The organism is Sphaerisporangium dianthi (genome assembly GCF_042654065.1).
Lineage (GTDB): Bacteria > Actinomycetota > Actinomycetes > Streptosporangiales > Streptosporangiaceae > Sphaerisporangium > Sphaerisporangium dianthi.
Map to the genome: position 1 here is coordinate 74,610 of NZ_JBHSFP010000007.1, position 18,444 is coordinate 93,053.

An 18,444-nucleotide genomic window follows, 5' to 3' on the forward strand; every position below is an offset into this window, starting at 1 on the left:
CGGGAGGGCGAGCCGTCCTCTCACAAGGCGGTGAGGACGAACGCGACCGCGCCGGAGGCCAGGGCCAGCGCGCCGAGCCAGGCGAGCACGGCGTCGGCGCCGTCGTCCAGGGGCAGTCCCTCGCGGATCGCCCGTTCGACGCGCCGGTGCCGCGCGCGCGTCCTGGCCAGCAGCACCGCCCCGAACAGCGCGGCGAGGACGAAGGGGGCGGCGGCCAGGCCGCTCCCCGTGTGGCGGCCCGCGATGCCCGCCGCGCCGAGCCCTCCGGCCGCCAGCGCGGTCGCGGTGCGGACCCACGCCAGCAGCGTCCGCTCACTGTGCAGGCCGGCCTCCCCCGGCTCGGCGGCTCCGGCGTCCTGCGGGCCGGTCACCGGGTCATCCGGCGATGAGGATGAGGACCAGCGCCAGGACGGCCACCGCCGCGACGCCGTAGCCGAACACCGGGGCGAGGGCGAGCGGCGGGAGCGGAGCCTTCAGCCGGAGCGCCCGCTGCACGTGCCGCCACCGGGGATAGGCCAGGAGCGCCGCGAGGGCCGACAGCAGGACCAGCACGACGGCGAGCGCCGTGCGGATCCATGGCACGAAGATCTCGCGCGGCACGACCGCCATGGCCACGCCTCCGGCGCTCAGCGCGAGCGACGTGCTGAGCCAGGTGAGAAACGTCCGCTCGTTGGCGAGCGTGAACCGGGGGTCCGGGTCCTCTCCCTCAGCAGGCATGAGGAAAGGCTAATTCAGCTCCATTTCCCCTAGAGATCTCGGGTTTTCCCGCTCGTCAGGTGCACTCCTGAGCGATCTCCTTCAGGGTCGCCGCCGTGTCCGTCGCCACCTTCTGGGCGCTGTCCACCGCGTCGTTGGCGTCCTTGACGTTGAGGTCCTTGAAGGTGTCGGCGAGGTCGCCCAGCGCCTGGTTCAAGGTGGTGTTGCCGGCCTTGTCCGCCACGTCCTGCAACTTCGCGGCCCCGTCCTCCAGGGCCTTGTCCATCGCCTTCGGGTCGTTGGCCAAGCCGGTGATCTTCGCACCGGTCTCGGCGATGACCTGGTTGGCCTCGATGCACGCCTGCGCCTTGTCGACGGTGCTGCACCCCGTGGTGATCAATATGAATCCGGTCGCGGCCGCTGCGGCGAGGGGGAAGAGTCGCATGATTCGGACCCTATCCAACTCCTCGGAGCCCGGCGCGCGCGCTTTTCCGCCTCGCGGCTCCCGCCCGGAAGCACGGACGGCGACCAGACCACCGCCGTCGATCGCTCGAGCACACGATCGCCGGCCGCACATGGGGCCGGTTCTCCGGGTAGAAGGGGGCTATGCGGACATCGTGGTCACCGAGGGTCGCCGTGCCGGTGATGTACCAGCGGTGGACGGCGCTGACCTTCATCCATTGGCGCTACCCGCCCGGTGAGGTGCAGCGCCTGCTGCCGCCGGGCCTCACCGTGGAGACCTTCGACGACGCGGCCTACGTCGGCCTGGTGCCCTTCCTGATGGAGGGGGTGCGGCCCCCGGGCGTGCCGGCGCTGCCATGGCTGTCGCGCTTCCCCGAGACCAACGTCCGCACCTACGTCCGCGACGCCGGCGGGCGCAGCGGACTGTGGTTCTTCTCGCTGGACGCCGAGCGCCTGCCCGCCGTGATCGCCGCCCGCGCCGGGTACCGGCTCCCCTACTACTGGTCGCGCATGTCGGTCCGCGTGGACGGCGGGCGGTACGCCTACCGCTGCGAGCGCCGTATGCCGGGGCCCGCCGGCGCCCGGGGCGACGCGGACGTCGAACTGGGACCGCCGCTGACGCCGGACGAGCGGGACGAGCGGACGAGCTTCCTGACCGATCGCTACCGGCTGTTCACCGTCGTCGCCGGCCGGCTGGTCCACGCGGAGGTCGAGCACCCGCCCTGGCCGCTGCACCATGCCGCTCTGACCCGCCTGGACGAGGATCTCGTGCGGGCGGCGGGCCTTCCCGCCCCCGGCCACGAACCGCTCCTGCACGCCTCCCCCGGCGTCGCGGTGCGCATCGGCAGGTGGCGCCGCCCACGGCCCACGCCCGCCGGCCTGCACTAACATCGGGTCCATGGGGGAAGCACATGGGTGACTGCGAAGACATGAAGATCGAGGCGGAGGCCGCGCCGCGCACTCCCGAGGGGTGTGAAGAGTGCCTCGCCGAGGGCAGGCGCTACGTCCACCTGCGCAAATGCGTCGAGTGCGGGCACATCGGCTGCTGCGACTCCTCGCCGGGCCGCCACGCGACCCGGCACTTCCAGCAGACCGGCCATCCGGTGATGCGCTCGTTCCAGGACGGCGAAGAGTGGCTGTGGTGCTTCGTCCACGAGACGGTGAGCATGTCCCGCCTGGCCCGATGACCGGCCGCCCTGGGGCCCGATGACCGGCTCCCGGCCCCGGTGACCGGCGCCGGCGGGCGGCGCCGGCGGGCGGCGCCGCTCGGCCGCGTCATCCTCGCGACAGGGACGCCTCCTCGTAGTCGAGTTCCATGGTGACCCGGCGCAGCACCTCGTCGTCGATGCGGCGCTCGTCGCGCAGGCGCACCAGCACCGACCTCTCGGCCTCCAGCATCTCGCGGCGCAGCCTGCGGTAGATGGCGCTCGGCGTCTCCTCGCCCTCAGGGCCGACGCCGCCGCCCAGTCGCTCCCAGGCGCCCATCGCGCGGCGCTCGGCCTGGACGCGCAGGCGGTCGACCACCTCGGCGTGGGTCTCGAGGACGCCGTCCTTGGTCAGCTCGTCCAGCCGGGCCAGCGCCGCGCCGGCCGCCGCCTGCTGGGCCGCCGCCTCCGACAGGTTGTCCTGGTAGACCTCCTGATCGCTGGAGACGCCGAGCCTTCTGATCAGCATCGGGAACGACAGGCCCTGAACCAGCAGGGTGCCGATGACGACGACGAACGTCAGGAACAGCACCAGGTCGCGGGCCGGGAACTCGGACGGCAGGGCGAAGGCCGCGGCCAGCGACACCACCCCCCGCATGCCCGCCCAGCCGATCACCGCCACCGACGAGGCGCGCGGCCGCGGCTCCCGCTCGCGGATCTTGCGGAACAGGACGCGCGGCAGATAGGTGGTGGGGATGACCCACACGACGCGGGTGAGCACCACCGCGGCGAGGACCGCGGCCGCGTACCCCGCGATGTGCCAGGGATTCTGCCCGCGCAGCCCCTGCAGGATGAGCGGAAGCTGCAGCCCGATGAGCAGGAAGACCACGATCTCAAGGACGAAGTCGAGCACCTTCCACATCGAGTGCGAGACCAGCCGCGTGCCGTAGCTGGTGCGGTTCATGCGGTGGCCGAGCAGGACGCCGACCACCACGACCGACAGCACCCCCGAAGCGTGCACCGCCTCGGCGCCGAGGTAGGCCGCGAACGGCACCAGCAGCGAGACCGTGTTGGTGATCAGCGGGTCGCGCAGGAGGTCGAAGAGGCGGGCGACGCAGAACGCGAGAACCAGCCCGATGGCCAGCCCGCAGCCGGCCGCGTAGGCGAACTGGCCGAGGGCCTCGAACGGGCCGGCGCCAACGCCGACGGCGGCGGCGACCGCCACGCGATAGGCCGTGAGCGCGGTGGCGTCGTTGAACAGGCTCTCGCCGACGAGAATGGTGATGATCTTGCGGGGCAGGCCGAGCCTGCGGGCCACCGCGACGGCCGCCACGGCGTCCGGCGGGGCCACGATGGCGCCGAGCGCGAACGCCGCCGCCAGAGGCAGCCCGGGGATCATGGCGTGCGCCAGCAGGCCCACCACGATCGCGGTGAAGAGCACCAGGCCCACCGACAGCAGCCCGACGGGCCGCCGGACGGCGCGCAGGCGCAGGTAGGAGCTGTCCAGCGCGGCCGAGTACAGCAGCGGCGGCAGGAAGACCAGCAGCACGATGTCGGGGTCGAGACGGTATTCGGGCACGCCCTGGAAGCGGGACGCGACCAGGCCCGCGAGCAGCCCGGCGAGCACCAGCAGCAAGGGGGTGGACCAGCCCCGCCACCGCGCGATCGCCGCGACCACCAACGCGCCGGCCGGGAGGAGCACAAGCTGGAGCGCGGTCGTGATGTTCATTGATCACAAGGATATGCCGAGCGGCATACCGGAGGCGCTACCAGTCGCGACCGCTCCCGGGCGGATAGGGACGACCCGTCTCGTCGGCGTGCGGCCGCCCGTCGGGCCGGACTCGCTCACCCGTGGCGTACATGTTCTCGTTCACGTACGGGCGAGGCAGCTCGGGGTCGGTGGAGTCGGCCGGGCGCTGCCCCATGGCCCCGAGGCCCAGCGGGTCGGACGGATCGACGGCCGCCGGCGGGACCTCGCCGTAGCCGGGGGCCTCCCCCGCGGGCCGGTACGGCCCGTCCGGCCGTCCGGCGGGCGCCTGCCCGAACGGCAGGGAGTCGTTGACGATGAGGTTCTCCCTCGGCACGGCGTCCACGTCGCCGGCTCCGTAGCGGGACCCTCCGTACTCCGCGGGCGGCGGGTACTCCGCCGCGGACCCGTAGCCGGGCGTGGCCGAGTAGTCGAGCGGCGGGGTGGCGTAGCCGGGCGGGCGTCCGTAGTCGGAGGTGACCCCGTAGTCGGGGGCGGAGCCGTATTCGGGCTTGGCGTAGTCGGGCGGGGAGCCGTACTCGGGGTTGGCGCCGTACTCGGGAACGGACTCAGGACCGGCGCCGAACTCCGGGTTGGCACCGTACTCAGGACCGGCGCCGTACCCAGGGACGGCCCCGTATTCGGGCTTGGCCCCGTACTCGGCGGCGGGCCCGTACCCCGCCGCGCCTCCGTACTCGGCGGCGACGCCGTACTGGGTGCCGGCCCCGTACTCCTCCGCGCCGCCACGGTGGCCGAGGTCGCCGCGGGCGCCCGGCCCGGCATCGGCGGCGTAGCCGGGCCGCGCGCCGTACTCACCGGTCAGGCCGTACTCGCCGGGCGCACCGTAGTCCGCGCGCGGGGCGTCGCCCGCGGGCGGCGCGTAGTCGTCCTGGTAGGTCGGGAAGCCGGCGGGAGGCGTGTAGTCGGGGTGGGCGCCGTAGTCCCCTCCGGCGGGCGGAACCTGCTGCGGGCCCGTGCTCGGCCCGGTCGCCGAAGCAAGGTGGCCGGGCGGCGGGTAGCCCTGCTGAGGCGCCTGAGACGGGATCTGGGACGAGATCGCGCCGAGCGGCGGCTGCGGGTGCGCGGGGTAGGCGCTCCCGCGGCCCGGACGCTCGCCCCGCGGCGCACGGCCGGAGCGGGCGGGGTGGTCGGGGGACGCGGCGTAGTCCGCCGGAGCGGTGTACTCGCCCTGCGGCGCGTAGTCGGGCTGCGGCGCGTAGTCGGGCTGCGCCGCGTACTCAGGCTGCGGCGTGTACCCAGGCTGCGCCGCGTAGTCGGGCTGGACCGGATAATCGGGCTGAACGGGGTAATCGGGTCGCGAGGGGTAATCGGGACGTGCCGGATAGTCGCCCTGCGGGCCCTGACCGGGGTGGTCACCCTGTGAACCCGGGGCCGCGTAGTCGCCTTGCGAGCCTTGGGCCGCGTAGTCGGCCTGGGGGCCCTGATCTGGGCGGTCGAGCCCCTGGGTGGGGTAGTCCACCTGGGCCCCTTGCTCGGCGTACTCTTCCTGCCGCGCGGCCCTCGGGACCGGACGCGGAGATCGGCCGGCGCCGCGCGCGTCGTCCCCGCCGCGGCGTGGGCGCGGTGCGACCAGCTTGTCGGGGACGGGCGCCGTGCCGCGTGCCACGAGCACGTCCTTGGGGCCGTGCGCCCCCAGCGGGAGGGCCGCGGTGTCCTCACGCGGGTACCCGGCGCCGTGAGCGTGGTCGGGGTGCTCGTCCGGATAGGGCTGGGCCTCGCCGTAGCCGTGCTCGTCGGGGTAGGCGTGGTCGTCGGCGTACCCCTCCTCGGCGGGGTAGCCGTCCTCGGGCACGCCGGTCGGCCGGGCGTACTGCCCGGTGCCCGGATATTCCGGATATTCGGCGTGCTCTGCCTCGTCGCCGTAGTCCTCCTCGCCTTCGGCGTACTCGCCGCCCGCCTCCGCGTACCCCACGTCGAGGGTGTCGAGGAGACGGCCCACGTCCTCCATCGGCATACGGAAACTGGCGGTGCACATCTCCCCTCGCCAGAGGCTGAGGACGAGTGTGCCTTCGTGCCAGGTGACCCGGAGAACGCGCTCCTGGCCACGGGCGTCGAAGAACACCTCACCGAACGACGGCAGTGGGACAACTTCCGACATGGCAGACATCGTGCTATGACCAGCCTTTATTCGTCCACTCAACCTCGATAAACCCTACCGAACCGTACATGTCGCCGTCATCGCAGACCCCGTCGGTAACATCTCGCGCAATGGCCCCGTGAGCGGGCAGGCGAACGGCGGATCGTCCTTGACCCCCGCGGACCCGGCTTCGCCAGTCTGCCACGCCCTCCGCCGCCGGGGTTCCGGAATGCCGAGATGCACCCGGAACGCACCGCGCGCCGATGGGCGCTCCCGGCACGGTGACCCCCGCGAGGCCGGTAGCGTTGCATGCCGTGCTCGACGACTCCCTCAGCGCCATCGACGGCGTCCCCGAAGACGTCACCGGCCGCGTTCACGAAGCCGGCCACGTCACCGACCGCGAGCGGGGCGCCGCGGCGGGCTCCGGCGAAGAGGGCCCCGGCGCGGACGACCCCCATGACCTCGACGTCTCCGCGGACGAGGGCTCGCAGGACGAGTCCTTCGACGGGGACGACTTCGAGGAGGAGTTCGAGGAGGACGACGACCTGCCGCCCGTGGAGGATCTCCTGCGGGCCGCGGTCACGGGCGTGGGGGGCGCCGAGAGGCCGGGCCAGGTCGCCATGGCCCGGGCCGTACGGCACGCCATCGACAACGACGAGCACGTCGCCGTGCAGGCGGGCACCGGCACCGGCAAGTCCCTCGCCTATCTGGTTCCCGCGATCAGGCACGCCATCGAATCCGACAGCTCGGTCGTCATCTCCACCGCCACCATCGCCCTCCAGCGCCAGCTCGTGGACCGCGATCTGCCCCGGCTGGCCACCTCGCTCGCCGACCATCTTCCCCATGAGCCACAGTTCGCGATCCTCAAGGGAAGAAGAAACTATCTCTGCCGTTACAAGGTGACGGCGGCCTGGCCCGAGGAGGAGGGCGACCAGCTCTTCGACCCCCGCGAGGTCGGCGCCACCGGCCGCATGGTCCAGCGCATCCAAGAGTGGGCCGAGGAGACCGAGACCGGCGACCGCGACGAGCTCGTCCCGGGCGTCAACGAGCAGGCGTGGCGGCAGTTCTCGGTCAGCGCCAAGGAATGCCTCGGCGCCCAGCGCTGCCCGAGCGGCGCCGAGTGCTTCGCCGAGCAGGCGAGAGAACGGGCGGGCCAGGTCGACGTCGTGGTCACCAACCACGCTCTGCTCGCCATCGACGCCATGGAGGAGTTCGCCGTCCTGCCCGAGCACGACGTCGTCGTGGTCGACGAGGCGCACGAGCTCGTCGACCGGGTCACGAGCGTCGTCACCGACGAGCTGTCCGAGGCCACCGTCGCCTCCGCCGTGCGCCGCGTCGGGCGGCTCATCGAGCAGGGGGTCGCCGACCGCCTCCAGGAGGCGGGTGAAGATCTCAAGGCGCTGCTCGCCGCCGCGCCGCCCGGGCGCCTCGACCAGCTGCCGCAGGTCCTCGGCGTGACGCTGTCGGTCCTGCGAGACGCCGCCTTCGTCTGCCTCACCGCGATGGGGTCGCGCGGCGGCGACGGCTGGGGCGGCGGCCGCGACAAGGACGATCCCGAGGCCGCCGGGCAGCGCAAGGCGGCGTTCCACGCGCTGGACGAGATCCACGACACGGCCGTGCGCATCCTTGAGGCCTTCGGCGGCGACTCCGAGGTCGACCGGGCCGAGGTCGTCTGGCTGGAGGGCGCCACCGACCGCCGTCCCGCCATGCTGAAGGTCGCGCCGCTCAGCGTCGGCGGGATGCTCCGCGACAAGCTGTTCGCCGACCGCACCGTCATCCTCACCAGCGCCACGCTGGCCCTCGGCGGCACCTTCGAAGGCATGGCCCGCCAGTGGGGCCTCGGCCCCGCCCGCCCGCACGCCCCCGCGGGCGAGACCACCCCCGGCAGCGACGAGACGACCGGCCAGAGCGCCGACCGGCCCTCTGGGCAGGACGCGACTGCCCCGCGGCCCGCTGAGCGCCAGGGGGCCGGACGCGACCCTGGGCAGGACGACGGCGACCGCCGCGTCGCGGACGGGCTGCGGACGGAGGCCGATCAGGGGGCGGAGCGCAAGCGCAAGGCGTGGACCGGGCTGGACGTCGGCTCCCCGTTCGACCACGCCCGCAGCGGCATCCTCTACATCGCCAAGCACCTGCCCCAGCCCGGCCGCGACGGCCTGCCCAAGGAGTACCTCGACGAGATCGCCGAGCTGATCGAGGCCGCGGGCGGGCGCACGCTCGGGCTGTTCTCCTCCATGCGGGCCGCCAAGGCCGCCACCGAGGCGCTGCGCGAACGGCTCGGCACGCCCCTGCTGTGCCAGGGCGACGACTCCACCTCACTGCTGGTCAAGCAGTTCGCCGAGGACCCCGCCACCTGCCTGTTCGGCACCCTGTCGCTGTGGCAGGGAGTCGACGTGCCCGGTCCCTCGCTCAGCCTGGTGATCATCGACCGCATCCCGTTCCCCCGGCCGGACGACCCGCTGGCCTCCGCCCGGCAGCGGCACGTCGCCGCGCGGGGCGGCAACGGGTTCATGACCGTCGCGGCCACCCACGCCGCACTGCTGCTGGCCCAGGGAACGGGGCGGCTGCTGCGCGGCCAGGACGACAAGGGCGTGGTCGCCGTCCTGGACCCCAGGCTGGCGACCGCCCGCTACGCCGGCTTCCTGCGCGACTCGCTTCCGCCGTTCTGGACCACCACCGACCCTCAGAAGGTGCGCGCCGCCCTGCGCCGCCTCACCGCCGCCCCTTCATAACCTCCGATCCGCCGATCGGTGTCCACCACCGCCACGCGGACACTCCTGCCGGGGCCGGCAGCGGAAGGCGAGGGGCAGCCCCACCAAGGGGCGCCGCGGTGGCGGGAAGGAGGCCGGCGGCACCGGTGTCCTGATCACGGCGCCCGGCGGCGCGTGGGCGGACCGGACGGCAGGCGTGCCGTCCGGCCGTCAGGCGTACGGTTCGAGGCCGGGGCGTTTGGGGGTGACCGTGTCGCCCGAGGAGGTGCCGCGGAGGCGGCGGCCCACCCAGGGGAGCAGGTGCTCGCGCACCCACAGGCGGTCCTCGCGGAGCTTGGCCTTGCGGTCCACCCGCTCACGGGGCGGCCAGGTGTGGCGCCAGTCGTCCTCCGACGGCACGCCGAGAACCTCGCACACCTTCGCGGCGACGAACCGGTGGCCTTCGGCGTTCATGTGCAGGCGGTCCTCGCTCCACGCCCGCCAGTCGCGCAGCGACTGCATCGACCACTGGTCGATCACATGGCAGCCGTACAGGTCGGCGATGGACCTGATGTGCAGGTAGAACACGGCGCACCGGCCGCGGACCTGGCGCATCAAGGGCGTGTCGCGGGGGTCCACGCCGGTGAACAGCACGACGTCGGCGCCGGCGCCGCGCAGGTCGCGCACGGCCCGCGCGAAGGTCTTGGCCATGCTGTCGGGGTCGGCGCCCGGCCGCAGCAGGTCGTTGCCGCCGGCGCAGAGGCTGACCAGGTCGGGCTTGAGCTCGATGGCCGCCGGCACCTGCTGCTCCACGATCTGGTCCAGCAGCCTGCCCCGCACCGCGAGGTTGGCGTACCGGAAGCCGGGCTGCAGCGCGGCGAGCCGCTCGGCCACCCGGTCGGCCCATCCCCGGAAGTGCCCGTCGGGGCCGGGGTCGTTGAGCCCTTCGGTGAAGCTGTCGCCGATCGCGACATACGACTCGTACGTCTTCACTGGCCGTCCTCCGCGATCGCGCGCAGCGCCAGTTCGTACGAGCGCAGCCCGAAGCCGGCGATCGTGCCCGTGGCCACGCTGGCGACCACCGAGGTGTGGCGGAACTCCTCACGGGACGCGGGGTTGGAGATGTGCACCTCGATCAGCGGCGCGGTGCGCTGGGCGATCGCGTCGCGCAGGGCGTAGGAGTAGTGGGTGAAGGCGGCGGGGTTCAGCACCACGGGGATCGCCCCGTCGGCGGCCTCGTGGATCCACGACACCAGCTCGGCCTCGTCGTCGGTCTGCCGGACGTCCACCGTCAGCCCGAGCTCCCTGCCGGTCTGGCGGCACAGCGCGGCCAGGTCGTCGAAGGTGTCGGCCCCGTAGACGTCGGGCTCGCGCGTGCCGAGGCGCGACAGGTTGGGACCGTTGAACACGTAGACCGTTCTCATCTCACCCTCGCCGCCCGCAGGCTCGCCACCTGCGCCGCCCATCGATCTCTCACTCTCGCCGCCCGCGGTTCCCCACCTGCGCCGCTCAACGGTCTCTCACCCTCACCGCCCGCGGGTTCACAGGAACGCCGCCGCGGCGGCAGGGCGCTCCGGGCGCCTCGCCCGTGCCCGCCGTCATCGCGCGATCTCGCGGTAGGCGGCCTCGAGCAGTTCCTCCGGCGGGTCCTCCAGGCGGACGACCTCGGCGACGTCGTCCAGGATGACGAACCGCTGGCGGGCGCCGCGGTTCTTCTTGTCGACGCGCATGTGGTCGCGCAACTGGGACCACACCTCGGAGCGGTAGGCCGTCGGCAACCCCACCGAGGTGAGGATCGACCGGGTGCGCTCGACCAGGCCGGCCCCCGCGTGGCCGGCCAGCCGCGACAGCTCGGCGGCGTACACCATGCCGATGGCCACCGCCTCGCCGTGGCGCATGTGGTAGTCCTCGACGCGCTCGATGGCGTGGGCGAGCGTGTGGCCGTAGTTGAGGATCTCGCGCACCCCCGACTCGCGGAGGTCGGCCCCGACGACGTCGGCCTTGATCTGGACCTTGCGCTCGATCAGCTCGCGGGTGTGCCGGCCGTCGGGCGCCCGCGCGCCCTCGGGGTCGTCCTCGATCAGGGTCAGGATCGCCGGGTCGGCGATGAAGCCGCCCTTGATGATCTCGGCCAGGCCGGCGACGTAGTCGTCCCGGGGCACCGACACCAGGGTGGCCAGATCGCACAGCACCCCGGCCGGCGGGTGGAAGGAGCCGACGAGGTTCTTCCCCTCGGGGGTGTTGATGCCGGTCTTGCCGCCCACCGCGGCGTCCACCATGCCGAGCAGCGTGGTCGGCACCTGCACGACCTTGACACCGCGAAGCCAGGTGGCCGCCACGAACCCGGCCAGGTCGGTGGTCGCTCCCCCGCCGACGCCGACGACGACGTCCGAGCGGGTCACGCCGTGCCGGCCGAACGCCGACCACAGTTCGGCGGCGACCTCCACCGACTTGGCATGCTCGCCGTCGGGGACGGGCAGCGCCACGACCGAGTATCCGGCGGACGACAGGGCGCCGCAGACGGGCCGGGCGATCTCGGGCAGGCCGGCCGGGTGCACCACCGCGACCGTGCGGGCGCCCTCGCCCACCAGGCCGGGCAGTTCGGCGAGCACGCCCGCGCCGACGACGACGTCGTAGGGGTGCTCGCCCTTGACCGTGATGCGGGTGCTCGTCATGCCGGCAGCCCCTTGACGATCTCGTCGGCGATCTCCTCCGGCGCGCGGCCGTCGGTGGCGACGATGAGCGAGGCGAGCCGCTCGTAGACGGGCCGGCGCTCCTCCATCAGCCGCTTGAGCCGGCTGCGCGGGTTGAGCACCAGCAGCGGGCGCGCCTGGGCGAGGCCGACGCGCTGCACGGCGTCGGCCAGGCCGACCTGGAGGTAGACGACCGTGTGACCGGCCAGAAGCTCCTGGGTCGCCTCGCGCAGGACGGCGCCGCCGCCGAGCGACAGCACCCCGTCGTGCTCGGCCAGCGCCAGGCGGACGGCCTCGGCCTCCAGCTCGCGGAACCGCTCTTCGCCGTCGTCGACGAAGACGTCGGAGACCGGCTTGCCCGCCACGGCCTCCACGTCCTCGTCGGTGTCGCGGAAGCCCGTGCCCAGGCGACCGGCCAGCAGGCGGCCGATGGTGGACTTGCCCGACCCGGGCGGGCCGATCAGCACAACTCTGGGAGAGGTCACTTGATCACCATCGACGACAGGTAGCCGGAAAGGTTGCGGGCGACCTCCTCCACGGAGTCGCCGCCGAACTTCTCGACGGCCGCGTCGGCGAGCACCAGCGCGACCATCGCCTCAGCGACGATACCGGCGGCGGGGACCGCGCACACGTCGGACCGCTGGTTGATGGCCTTGGCGGGCTCGCCGGTGAGCACGTCCACCGTGGACAGCGCGCGGGGCACCGTGGAGATCGGCTTCATCGCGGCGCGCACCCGCAGCGGCTCGCCGTTGGTCATGCCGCCCTCGACGCCGCCGGCCCGGTTGGTGACGCGGCGCACCCCCTCGGGGGTGTTCTCGATCTCGTCGTGAGCCTGCGAGCCCCGGCGGCGCGCGGTCTCGAAGCCGTCGCCGACCGCCACACCCTTGATCGCCTGGATGCCCATGAGCGCCGCCGCCAGACGCGAGTCCAGGCGGCGGTCCCAGTGGACGTAGCTGCCGAGGCCCGGCGGGAGCCCGTAGACGACCACCTCGACGACGCCGCCGAGGGTGTCGCCCTCCCTCTTGGCCGTGTCGATCTCGGCGATCATCGCCTCGCCCGCGGCGGCGTCGAGGCAGCGCGCCGGATGCTCGTCGACGGCCGCCAGGTCGCCGGGCCCGGGGATGACCCCGGCCGGCGCCTCGGCCGTGCCGATGGCCACCACGTGGCTGAGGACGTCGACGCCGAGCGCCTGTTTGAGGAAGTTGCGCGCGACCTGGCCGAGGGCGACGCGGGCCGCCGTCTCGCGGGCGCTGGCCCGGTCGAGGATGGGGCGGGCGTCGTCGAACCCGTACTTCTGCATGCCGGAAAGGTCGGCGTGGCCGGGGCGGGGGCGCGACAGCGGCGCGTTGCGGGCCTGGGCCGCCAGCAGGTCGGCGTCGACCGGGTCGGCCGCCATCACCGTCTCCCACTTGGGCCACTCGGTGTTGCCGACCCTGATCGCCACGGGGCTGCCCTGCGTGCGGCCGTGGCGCACGCCCCCGACGATGGTCACCTCGTCCTGCTCGAACTTCATGCGCGCCCCGCGGCCGTACCCCAGCCGGCGCCTCGCCAGAGCCTGCTCGACGTCGGCGGTCGTGACCGCCACCCCGGCGGGCATTCCCTCCAGGATCGCGACGAGTTCGGGGCCGTGGGACTCACCTGCGGTCAACCATCGCAACATGGTGACAAGTCTTCCATGCACCACCCACTGCCTCACCCCACCATCCCCACCCCGATCCCCCCCACCCAGCCCACCCCGCGCCCGCCCCACGCAACCAACCGACCACCCAGACCCCACACCGAGCCCAAGGAGAGCCTCTTCCTGAGTTCTCACTGTGTCCAGGCGCTGACCTGGTCCAGCAGGGCGATCTCGTCGTCGGCGAGCCGCAGGGTCAGGTACGGCAGCAGGTCGGCGAGCTGGGCCGGGTTGCGGGCTCCGGCAAGGGGGGTGGCAACGGTGGGCTGGACGGCGAGCCAGGCCAGCGCGACCGCGGCCATCGTGGTGTGATGCGCCGCGGCGACCTCTTCCAGGGTGGCCAGTACGGCCGGGCCTTTGCCGTCCAGGTGGGCGCGGGCCTGATCGGCGCGGGGGCTGTCCACCCTGGGGCCGTCGGGGCGGTACTTGCCGGTGAGGAAACCACGTGCCAGCGCGACGTAGGGCAGGCAGACCAGTCCGGTCCGGGTGACGGCAGGCGCGAGATCCCGTTCGTAGTTCTCGCGCTGTACCAGGTTGTATTCGGCCTGCAAGGCGACGTACGCGGCGAGCCCTTCCCGGTCCGAGGTCTCCAGTGCCGCCGACAGCCGCGCCGCTGTGTAGTTGGACGCCGCGATGTGCCGTACCTTGCCGGACCGGACCAGCTCGTCGAACGCCCCGAGGGTCTCGGCCAGCGGGGTGCCGGGGTCGTCCACATGCGCGTAGTACAGGTCGATGTGATCAAGCCCAAGCCGCCGCAGTGAGTCCTCGGCGGCCTGCCGGATCGTCTCCGGCCTCAAGTTGTCCAGCCCAGGGAGCGCACCCACCTTCGTGGCGATCACCATCTGGTCTCGGTCGCCGCGGGTCTTCAGCCAGCGGCCGATGATCGTCTCGGACTCACCACCGCTGTTGCCGGGCACGTGGAAGGTGTACCTGTCCGCGGTGTCGAAGAAGTTGCCACCCGCCTGGGCGAAGGCATCCAGCACGGCGAACGAGGTCTCCTCGTCCGCCGTCCAGCCGAAGGGATTGCCGCCCAGGCACAGCGGTGACACCTCCAGATCACTGTTTCCGATCCTCATGGCGGCAACGCTAAAGGTCCGCAGGGAACCATCTGGTTCCCTGCGGAGGTCAACCGCCGTCGGCGTCCGCGAGTTCGGCGGCGTGTTCCTCGGCCCACCGGGCGAGCACCGACACCGGCCCAAGGAGGCTCTCGCCCAGGGCGGTCAGCCGGTACTCCACACCCGCGGGCGCGGTAGGCAGGGTCCGCCGCTCCACCAGGTTGCCGCGCTCCAGCTTGCGCAGCGTCTGGGTCGGCATCTTGTTGCTGATCCCGCCGATCCGGCGGCGCAGCTCGGTGTACCGCAGCGGACCACGCCCGAGCCCGAACACCACGACGACAGACCAGGCATCGGCCACCAGATTCGGAACGGTGGTCGTGGAACGATTCCCGGAACCACCGGTGCCCGCCGGCGGCGCCCTTCGTCACGAGGGGGGCCAGCTCAGGAGGGCCGTGAAGGTGCCGAGAAGGATGAAGGGGCCCAAAGGGAACTCGCTCTTGAGCGTGCCGCGGCGCGCGGCGAGCAGGCAGACGGCGTACAGGGCTCCGAGGAACTGCCCGGCGAGCGCGCCGACGAGCCAGGCGTCCCAGCCGAGAGCGCCGGTCAGCATCCCCACCAGGCCGGCGAGCTTCACGTCGCCGAGCCCGAGCCCCGTGGGACGGGCGAACCACAGGACCGCGTACGCGCCCGCCAGGGCCAGGCCGCCGAGCAGCGCGTCCGCCGCCCTTCCCGTGGGGATCAGCAGTGCTGCGACGATCGGGTACGAAGGCAGGGTCAAGGCGTCGGGCAGCCGCCGGGTCCGCCAGTCGATCACCGCGAGCGCGCACCCGGTCAAGGCCATGTACAGCCAGGCCGCGAGCAGGCCCGTCCCCGCGAGCTTCCACGCCACCAGCCCGGACACGGCCGCGACCAGCACCTCGATCGACGGCGGCCACGCGGGCAGGGGCACGGCTCGCGACACCCGGCGGAACGCCTCCCGGGCCTCGGCCCGGTACACCCGCCGCAGCGCCCCCGCGTCCTCCCGCGCCCCGCCGGCCCTCTCCCCCGAGCCCTCGGCAGCCCCGCCCAGGCCTGCGGCGCTCCCATCTGAACCCCTGGCGCCCTCACTCGAGCTCCTGGCGTCTTCGGCCGAGTGCTCGGTCGCATCGGCCGAGCCGTCGGGGTCGGGGTGGAAGCCGCCGGCCAGCGCGCGGACATAGGCTCCGGCGAGCAGGCCCGCGAGCGCGGCTCCGGCGACGATGAGGCTCACCCGCCGACCCTAGTGCGCCCGCGCGCTCAGGCGCCGGTCATCCCCAGGGGCGGCGCAGGCGGGTGAGGAGGCCGCGTTTGCGCTCGGGGACGCGGGCGACCGTCACCTCGGCGTGTTCGGACAGCTCGCGCAGCAGCGCGCCGAGGCCGTCGTCCTGGGCCCGCACCCGGCCGATGGACGCCAGGGCGTGGAGCATGCCGCCCTGGACGGCGAACGGCACCGGCCCGGCCACGTCGACCATGACCGCGGCGGCGCCCTCGCCGAGCGCGGCCCGGCAGACCTGGGGGGTCACCGCCTGGATGGGGCGCGCGTCGGCGCGCCACAGCTTGAGCGACTCGACGCCGGTGAAGGCGGGGACGGCCTTCCTGCCGTCGGCGCCGACCAGCACCGGCAGCGCCATCTCGCTCTCTTTCTCATGCTTGAGCCCGTTTTCGCCGACCTCCGCCTCGGTCAGCAGCGCCACCACGGGCACCAGCAGGCGCGCGGTGCTCAGCGCCGACGCCACGACGGACGCGTCGGCCGTGCCGGCGGCGAAGGCGGACAGCGCCGCCGCCACGGACGCGTCGGCGCCGCCGTCGTCGTCGGGGACCAGGGGCTGCGGAATGCTCGGCACGACCAACGAGCCTACCCACCGCCGCCTCCGTCGAGGCGGCGTGGGCCGGTCGGACGACGAGTCCCCCCTCACCGGGAGGCGCTCACCTCAGCCGAGGTCGGCGATGGCCGCTACGGGGCCGCCGCCCGAGGGGCCCTGGTGGACGGCGGCGACGGACACGAAGACGGCCGGGTCGCCGGTGACGCTCGCCGCCACCCCGCCGACCGTGGCCTTGATCTGCCGGTGCCAGTGCACGTCGGAGTCGTCGAGCATGATGTTCCTGCGCCCGCGCACCCGCCCGCTGGGGTCGGCCTCGCACTTCATGAACACGTTGACGAGCCGGTCTCCGAGGTCGCTCGGGTGCGGGCGGGCGGGAAGGTCGATGCCGCTGTCGCGGATGGCCTCCCAGATGCCGTCGGCGTCCAGGGCGTCCTTCATGACGCTGTGCCCGATGCGGTAGCGGCCGCCGATGCCGCGCACGTTGCCGACCACGACGATCTGCGCGCGGTCGAGTTCGACGCCGGAGGAGCAGGAGGCGACGCTGGAGTACAGCGAGAGGTCCTTGTGGATCTGGCCGGCGGCGGGCGTCTCGATCTCACCGAGGGCGACGGCGATGCCGAGGGCGGTGGTGGAGTTGGAGATGTCCATGGAGGGCCCGGTGTCCTCGATGACGACCTCCTGGCCGCGCGACTTGGCCTCGGTGATCGTGGCGAGGGTGAGCAGCGGGGTCTTGGTCTGCACGTAGTGGACGTCGGCCGGATCCTCGATGCCCGCGATCTTCATGGCCTCGCGCACGCCGGCGGCGACCTTCTCCACCATCGCCGGGCGGCCGATGTCCTCGGGGAGGATGACCTCGCTCATCGCCACCCCGACGGAGACGCGCGGCTCGTCCGACGGCTCCACCTGGGACGGGTCCAGTGACGCGAAGATCGTGGCGTGCGGGCTGAGCACGCCGTCGGTGCCGCCGGACCACACCAGGGGCACCTGCGCGACCTCTTCGGGCGTCCGCGTGCCCTTGGCGACCAGCACCTCGCGGAACGCGCGGTCGGCGAGGATGCGGGTGTAGTCGTTGACGCCGCCGTTTCCCTCGGTCTTGCCGATCACGGCGAGAACCCGGTCGGCCTCGATCACCCCGTCGTCGATGAGTTTCCCGAGCCCGGAGGCATCGGTGACGCTCTCGATGGTGACCTTGCGCACCTCGATCGGATCCGGCATATCTCCTACCCTTCGGTCGTTTCCGCTACGTCGGTTCATCGTGCCCATCGGCCGTGCCCGGCGCGTGGAGCGCCACGCGCCGTTCCCGCCGGGGCATGTCGCGGGGGGCGCACCGGGTCAACCGGCCTCGTTCACCGGCCGACCACCGTGCCCGCGCCGCCGCCGATCGCGTCGCCGAGGTGCTCCAGCGAGGTGATCACGGCCCGGCCGCCGCCCTCGGCGAACCGCAGCGCGGCCTGCACCTTGGGTCCCATGCTCCCGCTCGCGAAGTGCCCGGCCGCCTGCAGCTCGCGCAGTTCGGCGACGGTGGTCCGGCCGATCGGACGGGCCTGGCCGGTGCCGTACCCGGCGACGGCGGCGGGCACGTCGGTCGCGACGACGAGCACCGTCGCCCGTACGGCGTCCGCGAGGACCACGGCCGCCGCGTCTTTGTCGATCACGGCCTCGACGCCCGTGAGCGAGCCGTCGGCCCGGCGGGCGACGGGAACCCCGCCGCCTCCGGCCGCGACGACGGTGTACCCGGCCTCCATCAGGGCGATCGCGGCGGGCGCGTCGAGGATCTCCAGCGGCTCGGGGGAGGCCACGACGCGCCGGAACCCCTTGCCGGGGAACGCGCGCCAGGTCTGCCCGAGCTGCTCGAACCTGCGCGCCTCGGCCTCGGAGAAGTACCTGCCGATCGGCTTGACCGGGTCGGCGAACGCCGGGTCGGCGAGGTCCACCAGGGTCCGGGTCACCACGACGGCCGCCCGGTCGCCGAGGGCGTTGAGGATCAGAACGCCGACCGTGGCCTGGGTCTGGGCGCCGCACCAGTCGAGCGGCACGGGGGGCACGACCTCGGCGGCGAGCTGGTTCTTCAGCAGGAGGTTGCCGACCTGGGGGCCGTTGCCGTGCGTCAGGACGACCTGGTGGCCTTGGGAGATGAGCGCGGCGACGTGCGTCATGGCTCGCTCGACGGCCCGGCGCTGGTCGAGCGGGGAGGCGCTTCCGTCCGGCGCGGTCATCGCGTTGCCGCCGAGAGCGATCAGTACGCGTTCACCCACAGCCTGAAGCTATCCAGGGCCCCACTTCTTCTCATTGGCGATGTTTGCCCACGAACAGCGGTTTCTTCGGATACATACGCTGATTTC

At 73.2% G+C, this 18,444-nt stretch carries 19 protein-coding genes; 3 read left to right on the top strand and 16 right to left on the bottom strand.

Annotated features, from left to right (window positions below; all coding sequences use genetic code 11):
• Window positions 1–20 precede the first annotated feature (20 nt).
• Genes ACFO60_RS13110 through ACFO60_RS13120 form a run of 3 tightly spaced genes read right to left on the bottom strand, consistent with a single transcriptional unit; the run spans window position 21 to window position 1,141 of the window.
• Window positions 21–371, bottom strand: a complete 351-nt coding sequence (locus tag ACFO60_RS13110) for a DUF202 domain-containing protein (RefSeq protein ID WP_380840374.1) — start codon at window positions 369–371, stop codon at window positions 21–23.
• Between the two features lie 4 nt (window positions 372–375).
• A complete protein-coding gene (locus tag ACFO60_RS13115) occupies window positions 376–717 on the bottom strand; it encodes a YidH family protein (RefSeq protein ID WP_380840375.1) in 342 nt (113 codons plus the stop codon).
• 55 nt (window positions 718–772) lie between these two features.
• Window positions 773–1,141, bottom strand: coding sequence for a hypothetical protein (locus ACFO60_RS13120; RefSeq protein WP_380840376.1), 369 nt, complete (start codon window positions 1,139–1,141; stop codon window positions 773–775).
• 161 nt (window positions 1,142–1,302) lie between these two features.
• Here ACFO60_RS13120 and ACFO60_RS13125 point away from each other — a divergent pair, with 161 nt between their 5' ends.
• A complete protein-coding gene (locus tag ACFO60_RS13125; RefSeq protein WP_380840377.1) occupies window positions 1,303–2,046 on the top strand; it encodes a YqjF family protein in 744 nt (247 codons plus the stop codon).
• A 23-nt stretch (window positions 2,047–2,069) separates the two neighbouring features.
• A complete protein-coding gene (locus tag ACFO60_RS13130; RefSeq protein ID WP_380840378.1) occupies window positions 2,070–2,345 on the top strand; it encodes a UBP-type zinc finger domain-containing protein in 276 nt (91 codons plus the stop codon).
• An 88-nt stretch (window positions 2,346–2,433) separates the two neighbouring features.
• On the opposite strand, the gene ACFO60_RS13135 is transcribed toward ACFO60_RS13130, so the two are convergent.
• Window positions 2,434–4,032 (bottom strand): Na+/H+ antiporter, encoded by a 1,599-nt coding sequence (locus tag ACFO60_RS13135; RefSeq protein ID WP_380840379.1) that lies wholly within the window; start codon window positions 4,030–4,032, stop codon window positions 2,434–2,436.
• A 37-nt stretch (window positions 4,033–4,069) separates the two neighbouring features.
• Window positions 4,070–6,169: a hypothetical protein gene (locus ACFO60_RS13140; protein WP_380840380.1), complete on the bottom strand. Its 2,100-nt coding sequence runs from the start codon at window positions 6,167–6,169 to the stop codon at window positions 4,070–4,072.
• Window positions 6,170–6,702: 533 nt separating this feature from the next.
• On the opposite strand from ACFO60_RS13140, the gene ACFO60_RS13145 reads away from it, so the two are divergent.
• Complete coding sequence (locus ACFO60_RS13145; RefSeq protein WP_380840606.1) at window positions 6,703–8,880, top strand: ATP-dependent DNA helicase; 2,178 nt, start codon at window positions 6,703–6,705, stop codon at window positions 8,878–8,880.
• 189 nt (window positions 8,881–9,069) lie between these two features.
• Here the strand turns inward: ACFO60_RS13145 and ACFO60_RS13150 are convergent, their stop codons facing one another.
• From ACFO60_RS13150 to ACFO60_RS13200, 11 genes are all read right to left on the bottom strand, one after another.
• Window positions 9,070–9,831, bottom strand: coding sequence for an SGNH/GDSL hydrolase family protein (locus tag ACFO60_RS13150; protein ID WP_380840381.1), 762 nt, complete (start codon window positions 9,829–9,831; stop codon window positions 9,070–9,072).
• Window positions 9,828–10,262 (bottom strand): type II 3-dehydroquinate dehydratase, encoded by a 435-nt coding sequence (gene aroQ / locus ACFO60_RS13155; protein WP_380840607.1) that lies wholly within the window; start codon window positions 10,260–10,262, stop codon window positions 9,828–9,830. The genes ACFO60_RS13150 and aroQ overlap by 4 nt, the downstream gene beginning before the upstream one ends.
• A 174-nt stretch (window positions 10,263–10,436) precedes the next feature.
• A complete protein-coding gene (gene aroB / locus ACFO60_RS13160; RefSeq protein ID WP_380840382.1) occupies window positions 10,437–11,513 on the bottom strand; it encodes a 3-dehydroquinate synthase in 1,077 nt (358 codons plus the stop codon).
• Entirely contained in the window at window positions 11,510–12,016 is a 507-nt protein-coding gene (locus ACFO60_RS13165; protein ID WP_380840383.1) for a shikimate kinase, read from the bottom strand. Before ACFO60_RS13165 ends, aroB begins: the two co-directional genes overlap by 4 nt.
• Entirely contained in the window at window positions 12,013–13,191 is a 1,179-nt protein-coding gene (gene aroC, locus ACFO60_RS13170) for a chorismate synthase (RefSeq protein WP_380840384.1), read from the bottom strand. Before aroC ends, ACFO60_RS13165 begins: the two co-directional genes overlap by 4 nt.
• Window positions 13,192–13,340: 149 nt before the next feature.
• Window positions 13,341–14,282, bottom strand: a complete 942-nt coding sequence (locus ACFO60_RS13175) for an aldo/keto reductase (RefSeq protein WP_380840386.1) — start codon at window positions 14,280–14,282, stop codon at window positions 13,341–13,343.
• 49 nt (window positions 14,283–14,331) lie between these two features.
• Entirely contained in the window at window positions 14,332–14,619 is a 288-nt protein-coding gene (locus ACFO60_RS13180; protein WP_380840387.1) for a winged helix-turn-helix transcriptional regulator, read from the bottom strand.
• 66 nt (window positions 14,620–14,685) lie between these two features.
• Complete coding sequence (locus tag ACFO60_RS13185) at window positions 14,686–15,510, bottom strand: prepilin peptidase (protein ID WP_380840388.1); 825 nt, start codon at window positions 15,508–15,510, stop codon at window positions 14,686–14,688.
• Window positions 15,511–15,547: 37 nt separating this feature from the next.
• Window positions 15,548–16,123, bottom strand: a complete 576-nt coding sequence (locus ACFO60_RS13190) for an SseB family protein (RefSeq protein WP_380840389.1) — start codon at window positions 16,121–16,123, stop codon at window positions 15,548–15,550.
• Window positions 16,124–16,210: 87 nt separating this feature from the next.
• Complete coding sequence (gene bar / locus ACFO60_RS13195; RefSeq protein WP_380840391.1) at window positions 16,211–17,317, bottom strand: barbiturase; 1,107 nt, start codon at window positions 17,315–17,317, stop codon at window positions 16,211–16,213.
• Window positions 17,318–17,448: 131 nt separating this feature from the next.
• Window positions 17,449–18,357 carry a carbamate kinase gene (locus ACFO60_RS13200; protein ID WP_380840392.1) on the bottom strand — a complete coding sequence of 303 codons (909 nt, stop codon included), beginning with the start codon at window positions 18,355–18,357 and terminating at the stop codon, window positions 17,449–17,451.
• Window positions 18,358–18,444 lie beyond the last annotated feature (87 nt).